This window comes from Ruegeria sp. HKCCA4008, from assembly GCF_013033125.1.
In the GTDB taxonomy this organism is placed as follows: Bacteria; Pseudomonadota; Alphaproteobacteria; order Rhodobacterales; family Rhodobacteraceae; genus Ruegeria.
Window position 1 is genome coordinate 111,700 of the sequence record NZ_WQDM01000012.1, and the last position, 6,867, is coordinate 118,566.

5 protein-coding genes are annotated in these 6,867 nt (G+C 59.8%); 1 reads left to right on the forward strand and 4 read right to left on the reverse strand.

All coding sequences use genetic code 11. From position 1 onward, the window contains the following. Nucleotides 1-71: 71 nt before the first annotated feature. A complete protein-coding gene (gene dapA / locus GOW60_RS19740) occupies nucleotides 72-944 on the forward strand; it encodes a 4-hydroxy-tetrahydrodipicolinate synthase (RefSeq protein ID WP_171230635.1) in 873 nt (290 codons plus the stop codon). A gap of 133 nt (nucleotides 945-1,077) precedes the next feature. On the opposite strand, the gene GOW60_RS19745 is transcribed toward dapA, so the two are convergent. The 4 genes from GOW60_RS19745 to pta all read right to left on the reverse strand — a co-directional run bounded on the left by GOW60_RS19745 (nucleotide 1,078) and on the right by pta (nucleotide 6,726). Beyond that, nucleotides 1,078-1,950 (reverse strand): DmsC/YnfH family molybdoenzyme membrane anchor subunit, encoded by an 873-nt coding sequence (locus GOW60_RS19745; RefSeq protein ID WP_171230636.1) that lies wholly within the window; start codon nucleotides 1,948-1,950, stop codon nucleotides 1,078-1,080. Next, nucleotides 1,950-2,699: a 4Fe-4S dicluster domain-containing protein gene (locus tag GOW60_RS19750; RefSeq protein WP_171172200.1), complete on the reverse strand. Its 750-nt coding sequence runs from the start codon at nucleotides 2,697-2,699 to the stop codon at nucleotides 1,950-1,952. The genes GOW60_RS19745 and GOW60_RS19750 overlap by 1 nt, the downstream gene beginning before the upstream one ends. A gap of 109 nt (nucleotides 2,700-2,808) precedes the next feature. Continuing rightward, entirely contained in the window at nucleotides 2,809-5,628 is a 2,820-nt protein-coding gene (locus GOW60_RS19755; protein ID WP_171230637.1) for a molybdopterin oxidoreductase family protein, read from the reverse strand. Nucleotides 5,629-5,718: 90 nt separating this feature from the next. Then, entirely contained in the window at nucleotides 5,719-6,726 is a 1,008-nt protein-coding gene (gene pta, locus GOW60_RS19760; RefSeq protein WP_171230638.1) for a phosphate acetyltransferase, read from the reverse strand. Between the last annotated feature and the right edge of the window lie 141 nt (nucleotides 6,727-6,867).

Here is a 6,867-nt window from a genome sequence, read left to right on the forward strand (position 1 = left end):
CAACTCACAAAGCTGGAAACGTGAGGAACCGCGGCGTAAAAACTGCAAAATGCACCTTGAAGGAGCGTGTCATGTTCAAAGGCTCGATGCCAGCCCTCGTCACCCCGTTCAACAACGGCGAGTTGGACCTGAAGACGCTCAAACATCTGGTGGACTGGCAGATATCCGAAGGCTCGACCGGGCTGGTGCCTGTGGGAACAACCGGTGAAAGCCCGACGCTCAGCCACGAAGAGCATGAAACGGTGATCGAAGAGGTTGTTAAAACCGCTGCGGGCCGCGTTCCTGTCATTGCCGGTGCCGGGTCGAACAACACGGTCGAAGCTGTCCGCTTCGTTCAGTTCGCGGAAAAAGTCGGAGCGGATGCGGCACTGGTCGTCACGCCGTATTACAACAAACCAACTCAGCGTGGCCTGATCGCGCATTTCGAGGCGCTGCATGCGGCCGCGGATATCCCGATCATCATCTACAACATTCCGGGCCGCTCAGTCATTGACATGACGCCTGCCACGATGGGTGAATTGGCCAAGCTTCCCCGTATCGTCGGGGTCAAGGATGCAACGGGCGATCTGGCCCGTGTCAGCCAGCAGCGTGCAACTTGCGGCGCGGATTTCTGCCAATTGTCCGGCGAAGACGCCACCGCACTCGGCTTCAACGCGCACGGCGGTGTTGGCTGCATTTCGGTCACCGCAAACGTGGCCCCCAAGCTATGCGCTGAATTCCAGCAGGCCACGCTGGCCGGAGATTATGCAAAAGCGTTGGAGTATCAGGACAAGCTGATGCCGCTGCATGAGGCGATCTTCATCGAGCCGGGCCTTGTCGGTGCCAAATATGCACTCAGCAAACTGGGCCTTTGCAGCACCGAAGTCCGCTCACCCCTGACCGAGCTGGAAAACAGCACCAAGAATGCAATCGAGGCCGCAATGGCCCATGCCGGCCTGATCTGACGGTATTTCAGAATACGACGAAGGGCGGCCTCGAACCTCGAGCGCCGCCCTTTCTTTTCCATGTATCCAGACTTCATCTGGCTAAAAATATCCCGGGGGAGTCGCGGCTTGCCGCGGCGGGGGCAGAGCCCCCTCAGCGTTTGCCGTAATACAGCCCCACGACATGTTCGGCCTGCGCAAAGAACAGCCAGCGCGACGTTGTAACACCTGCCAGATGCGAGGCCACGGCCAGCAGGGCGAAGACGTGATTGAACGGCAGCAACAACAGCAGAACCGGCAGCACGAATGCCAGAACGAACGAGATCAGCCGCAGTTTTTCGGCGTGTTTGCGCCCGACCACGTGAACGAATTCTCGCAGCAGGTAATTGGTGCCGGTATGGGGCGGCTCAAAGGCGCGGACGGATCCGCGTGCGCCAAGCCCGGTGGCTGTTCCCAGATCCGTTCCCGATAACGCAAACGCCTGATCCCCCTTGCGCCAGTACAGTATCTGCACCAGCGCCGCGATCAGCAGCAGCGGCAGAGCTGCGCTTGTCTGACCTGCCAGCAATGCACCACCGGCCAGGCTGAAGCTGAGGAACATGGCAGGTGTCAGGTTCATGTTCCAGCGTGGGATGGTCTTGAGCTGCGTGTAGATCATCGAGGTCGTGAACACTGTGGCCAGCGACAACCCTGCGCCGATCCAGCCCAGAAAACCCCAGCGCTGGTCCAGAAACACCACGCCAATCGCGTAGAGCCCCATGATGACCAACGCGAGTACGGCGCACCAACCTTCACGGCTGAGCCAGCTGGTTTTCCATTGAGTGAAGGCCTTCAAGGCCCGCTCCGGATGGCCCAGGTGGAAGGTCGAAGCCAAAAGCCCGCCGACGGCTAGACCATAGGCAATGGCGAAGAACACAAAAGCCACCCAACCCGAGACAGCCGGAAACCCCAGGCCAAGAAAGAACAGCAGTCCAAATCCCAGACCGGACAGGGTGGTGAACAGAATGACGGAGGGTGCGGGATGCATCAGAGTTTCTCCAACGTCTTGTCGAGCCAGCCGAGGAACCCTTTGGGCTCGTCAGCGATGGGGGCCAGCAGGGGGGCCAGTATGTCGATCTGGTCTTCCACGGTGTCCTTGGGGCGCGGGGGCAGGTATTTGTTGACGGGTTTGGTGCCCATTTCCGGCATCAGGTCCATGCCACCCCGTTCTGCAACCAGCTGGCTGACATCGCTGTCGGGATCGCCCAGATCACCAAAGTGCCTTGCGCCCGCAGGGCAGGTGCGAACACAGGAGGGGATACGGTCGACCTCGGGGAGGTTTTCATTGTAGATGCGGTCCACGCAAAGTGTGCATTTCTTCATCACGCCTTCGGCCACATCAAGTTCCCGCGCACCGTAGGGGCAGGACCAGGCGCACAGGCCGCATCCGATGCAATCGCTTTCATTGACCAGGACGATGCCATCCTCGACCCGTTTGTAGCTGGCGCCGGTGGGGCAAACGGTAACACAGGGCGCGTCTTCGCAATGCAGGCAGGATTTCGGGAAGTGGATCAGCTGGGCATGCCCGTCGGCAGGTTGCACTTCGTAGGAATGCACGCGGTTGAGAAAGGTGCCCGAAGGGTTTGCACCGTAGGCGTCCTGATCCGAAAGAGGGGCGCCGTAATTTTCCGTGTTCCAGCCTTTGCAGGAAATAACGCAAGCGTGGCAGCCGACACAGGTGTCCAGGTCGATGACCAGGCCCATCTTGCGGTCAGTGGAGTTTGGTAGCTGGGTCATGTCAGGGAACCTCTGCTGTGGAGGGCAGGTGAGGGGGCCAGCCCCCTCTTGAGCTTGCGGCTCAATTCACCCCCGGGATATTTTTGGCCAGATGAAGTGCGGATCCGGGTCATTTGCCCACCTTCCAGGCCAGGTTCTCAGGGCCGGTTCCGACAGGAGATTTGATCGGGTCGAAATTCGGCTGGCTTTGCGCATCGGCAGGTGCGTCGGATTTTTCGATTTTGACCTTCAGGTCGAACCATGCCGCCTGACCAGTGATCGGGTCCGAATTGGCCCAGCGCATTCCATCATCTTTGGACGGCAGCAATTCGTGAATCAGGTGATTGAGCAGGAAACCTTTGGTCGCTTCTGGCGCGTCGTCCTGCAAGGCCCAGGCGCCCTTGCGTTTGCCGATGGCGTTCCATGTCCAGACCGTGTTGTCGTTCAGCGCGGCCATCTCCATCACCGGCACGGTGATTTCACCGTGGGGGGAGCTGACTTTTGCCCAGTCGCCGTCTTGCAGGTTGTGTTCTCGCATCAGTTTGGTCGGGACGTACAGCGGGTTTTGCCCGTGCAACTGGCGCAGCCACGCGTTCTGTGTGCCCCAACTGTGATACATGGCCATTGGGCGCTGGGTCAGAGCGTTGACGGTGAAGCCTTCATTGCCCTGCTGGTCGGTTTCGTACCAGATCGGCAGCGGATCCATGGTGTCCTTGATGCGCTGGCGCAGGTGCTCGGGCGGCTGGCGGTCTCCGTGACCTTCGGCAGCCAGCTGGAACCGGCGCATCGGTTCGGAATAGAGCTGGAACAGATAGGGCTGAGGGCTGTCATAGATGCCCATCCCGACGGCCCAGTCCTGATAGGCGGTGTTCCACGGTTTGTAGTAATCCGCGCCTTCCGGGATATGCGCCACATAAAATCCGCCGTTTTCGATATACCGATTCAGCTGATCCGGATTGACCTCTCCGCGGCCTTCCTTGTCGCCGTCTGGACCCCGGAAACCGGCCAGCGGGCCGATGCCAGGGCGTCGTTCGTGGTTTACGATGTAATCCGCGTAGTCTTTCCACTTTGGGCTGCCGTCTTCATTCGTGAAACCCGGCAGGCTCATACGGTTGGCCAACTCGATCAGAACCGACTGGAAACCACGCACGTCACGGTCGGGTTCGACCACTGGCCAGCGAATGGCGTCTGCTGCGGCGTCGGCCTCGCAGATCGGGCGATCCAGCAGCGAGATACAGTCGTGCCGCTCGAGATAGGTGGTGTCGGGCAGGATCAGGTCGGCATAAGCCACCATTTCCGAAGAATAGGCGTCGGAGTAAATGATGCGCGGGATGACGTAATTGCCGTCATCGGTCTTGGCCGTCAGCATCTCCATCACACCTTTGGTGTTCATGGAGGAATTCCACGACATGTTCGCCATGTACATGAACAGGGTGTCGATCTTGTAGGGATCACCAGCCGCTGCGTTCGAAATCACCATGTGCATCAACCCGTGCACGGACATCGGGTTTTCCCAGGTGAATGCCTTGTCGATGCGTTGCGGCGTGCCGCAGTCGTCCAGCAGCAGGTCTTCGGGACCACGTGGAAAGCCCAGATGCGGGCCGTTCAGCGGGCGTCCCGGACGCCTGTCGCCATGGGGCGTCGGGTGTGCTTCGACCGGTTTGGGATAGGGTGGCTTGAAGCGGAAACCGCCCGGTACCTCGACTGTTCCCAGCATGATCTGCAGCACATGCAGAGCGCGGCAGGTCTGGAATCCATTGGCATGGGCTGATACGCCCCGCATGGAATGGAAGCTGACGGGACGGCCAATCATCTTCGAGTGCTTTTCACCCCGAAAATCAACCCATTCCTGATTCAGTTCGATCGCTTCGTCAAAAGCGACCCTGGCGATTTCAGCGGCAATGGCCCGGATACGTTTGGCCGGGATGCCGCAGCGATCGGCCACCGCCTCGGGCGCGTGTTCGTCGCTGAGGTATTTTTCAGCCATCAGGTGGAAAACGGGGCGGTGCGTCACACCGTCCTTGTCATAGGTCGCCGACAGGTCCGGGCGCACGCCGGGCTTGTCGAATGCGGTTGGCTCGCCCGTCTTGCGATCAATAACCAGCGGCTTGCCGTCCTCGTCGCGCAGGAACAGGCCCTTTTCCGCACCCTCGCTTGCGTTCACCAGAACCGGCGCATTGGTATAGCGGCTCAGGTAATCCAGATCGATCTTGCCGGCTTTCATCAGAACGTGGATCAGCGACAAAATGAACAGCCCGTCTGTTCCGGGTGTGATGCCGACCCAGTCGTCGGCAACAGCGTTATAGCCCGACCGGATCGGATTCACTCCGATCACCCGTGCGCCGCGCGCCTTGATCTTGCCGATCCCCATTTTTATCGGGTTGCTGTCATGATCCTCGGCGACGCCGAACAGCATGAACAGTTTGGTGTGATCCCAGTCGGGCTGTCCAAACTCCCAAAACGCGCCACCCATCGTGTAAATGCCACCGGCCGCCATATTGACCGAGCAGAAGCCTCCGTGAGCTGCGTAGTTCGGAGTGCCGAAATTCTGGGCCCAGAAACTGGTGAAACTCTGGCTCTGGTCGCGGCCAGTAAAAAAGGCCAGCTTCTGCGGTGCGGTTTCATGCAGTTCGTTCAGCCAGCCCACAGCAGTGCTGAGCGCCTCGTCCCACTCAATCTCGCGAAATTCACCCGAGCCACGTGGGCCGACACGCTTCAGCGGTTTGCGCAGGCGAGAAGGGGCGTTGACCTGCATGATCCCGGCAGAGCCTTTGGCGCAGAGCACACCCTTGTTTACCGGGTGGTCCCGGTTTCCTTCGATATAGGCGACCTTGCCGTCTTTCATGTGAACGTTGATGCCGCAGCGGCAGGCGCACATATAACAGGTGGTTTTGCGGACCTCGTCCGAAACTTTCGGAGACGTTTCAAGGATCGGCTGCTGATGGGTCATTGGCGGGTCCTGTCGGTTGTGTCGGGAGGACTTTGTCACTTTCCTTCCGATTTGAGAACATCGTTCTGGAAACGACGTGAGTTCTGAGTTTTATTCCCTGATAGCTTGCAGTGCCGTCACGGCGATCATCTGGGTCACATCTTCGGCGCTGCATCCGCGGGAAAGATCATTGGCGGGTCGGGCCAGCCCCTGCAAAACCGGGCCGATCGCGGTGTAACCCCCCAGTCGTTGCGTGATCTTGTAACCGATATTGCCCGCGTCGAGATTGGGAAAGATCATCACGTTGGCCTGACCGGCGACCGAAGATCCGGGCGATTTGCGATCCCCGACCGAGGGCACGAAGGCCGCGTCGAACTGAAGCTCGCCGTCGACCTCGAGATCCGGGGAACTTTGGCGCAGTGTTTCAGTGGCCTCGATCACCTTGTCGACATCGGGATGCTTTGCGCTGCCCTTGGTCGAAAAGCTGAGCATGGCGATCTTGGGGTCAACCCGCAGCAGTGCCCGCGCCGATCTGGCCGAGGCGACGGCAATTTTGCTCAACTCGTCAGCGCTGGGATCGATGACCAGGCCGCAGTCCGAATAGAGCATCGCCCGCGCTCCGGGCTGAGCGTTTTCCGGCGGGTACATCAGGAAAAAGGATGATACCATTCCGGCATCTGGGGCCATGCCGATCACCTGAATGGCCGCGCGTACAATGTCTCCGGTCGTGTGAACGGCACCACCTACGGTTCCAGTGGCCCGCCCGCTGCGTACCAGCATGGCGGCATAGACTGGCGGTGTTTCAACGGCGGCACGGGCCTTGGCCGGATCGACGCCCTTGTGTTGGCGCAGTTCAAAATAGGTTTGGGCAAATTCCTCGGTCAGGTCCGAGGTTGCCGGGTCGTGAACCATGACGCCGTCAGAGCGAGCGGTATTCTGGTTCTTGAGGGCGGCTTCGACCTCGGCTTGTGGACCGACCAGAATGACATCGGCCAGTCCGGCCCGGTGGGCGGCCAGTGCCCCCGCAACAACGCGGGGATCACTGCCTTCGCATAAAGAAACCACAGGGTGCGAGGCCGGGGCGTTCTGACGCAACAGTTCAATTGGTGTCATTGTCATACGCTCTGGCCTCGTCCTTTGATCACGCTTCCTGAGCTTTCATGTCTTCGGCCGAGATTCCTGCGACGGCGACGGGTTTTTTCATTGCGTCGCGGCGGAAGGGTTCGCCGAGCTCCTGGTTGATCAGGGCCTCGATCAGCG

Bases quoted from the DNA above. Each gene is read 5' to 3' on its own strand.
- dapA (WP_171230635.1), top strand. From the start codon at position 72: ATGTTCAAAGGCTCGATGCCAGCCCTCGTCACCCCGTTCAACAACGGC.
- pta (WP_171230638.1), bottom strand. From the start codon at position 6,726: ATGACAATGACACCAATTGAACTGTTGCGTCAGAACGCCCCGGCCTCG.
- GOW60_RS19755 (WP_171230637.1), bottom strand. From the start codon at position 5,628: ATGACCCATCAGCAGCCGATCCTTGAAACGTCTCCGAAAGTTTCGGAC.
- GOW60_RS19745 (WP_171230636.1), bottom strand. From the start codon at position 1,950: ATGCATCCCGCACCCTCCGTCATTCTGTTCACCACCCTGTCCGGTCTG.
- GOW60_RS19750 (WP_171172200.1), bottom strand. From the start codon at position 2,699: ATGACCCAGCTACCAAACTCCACTGACCGCAAGATGGGCCTGGTCATC.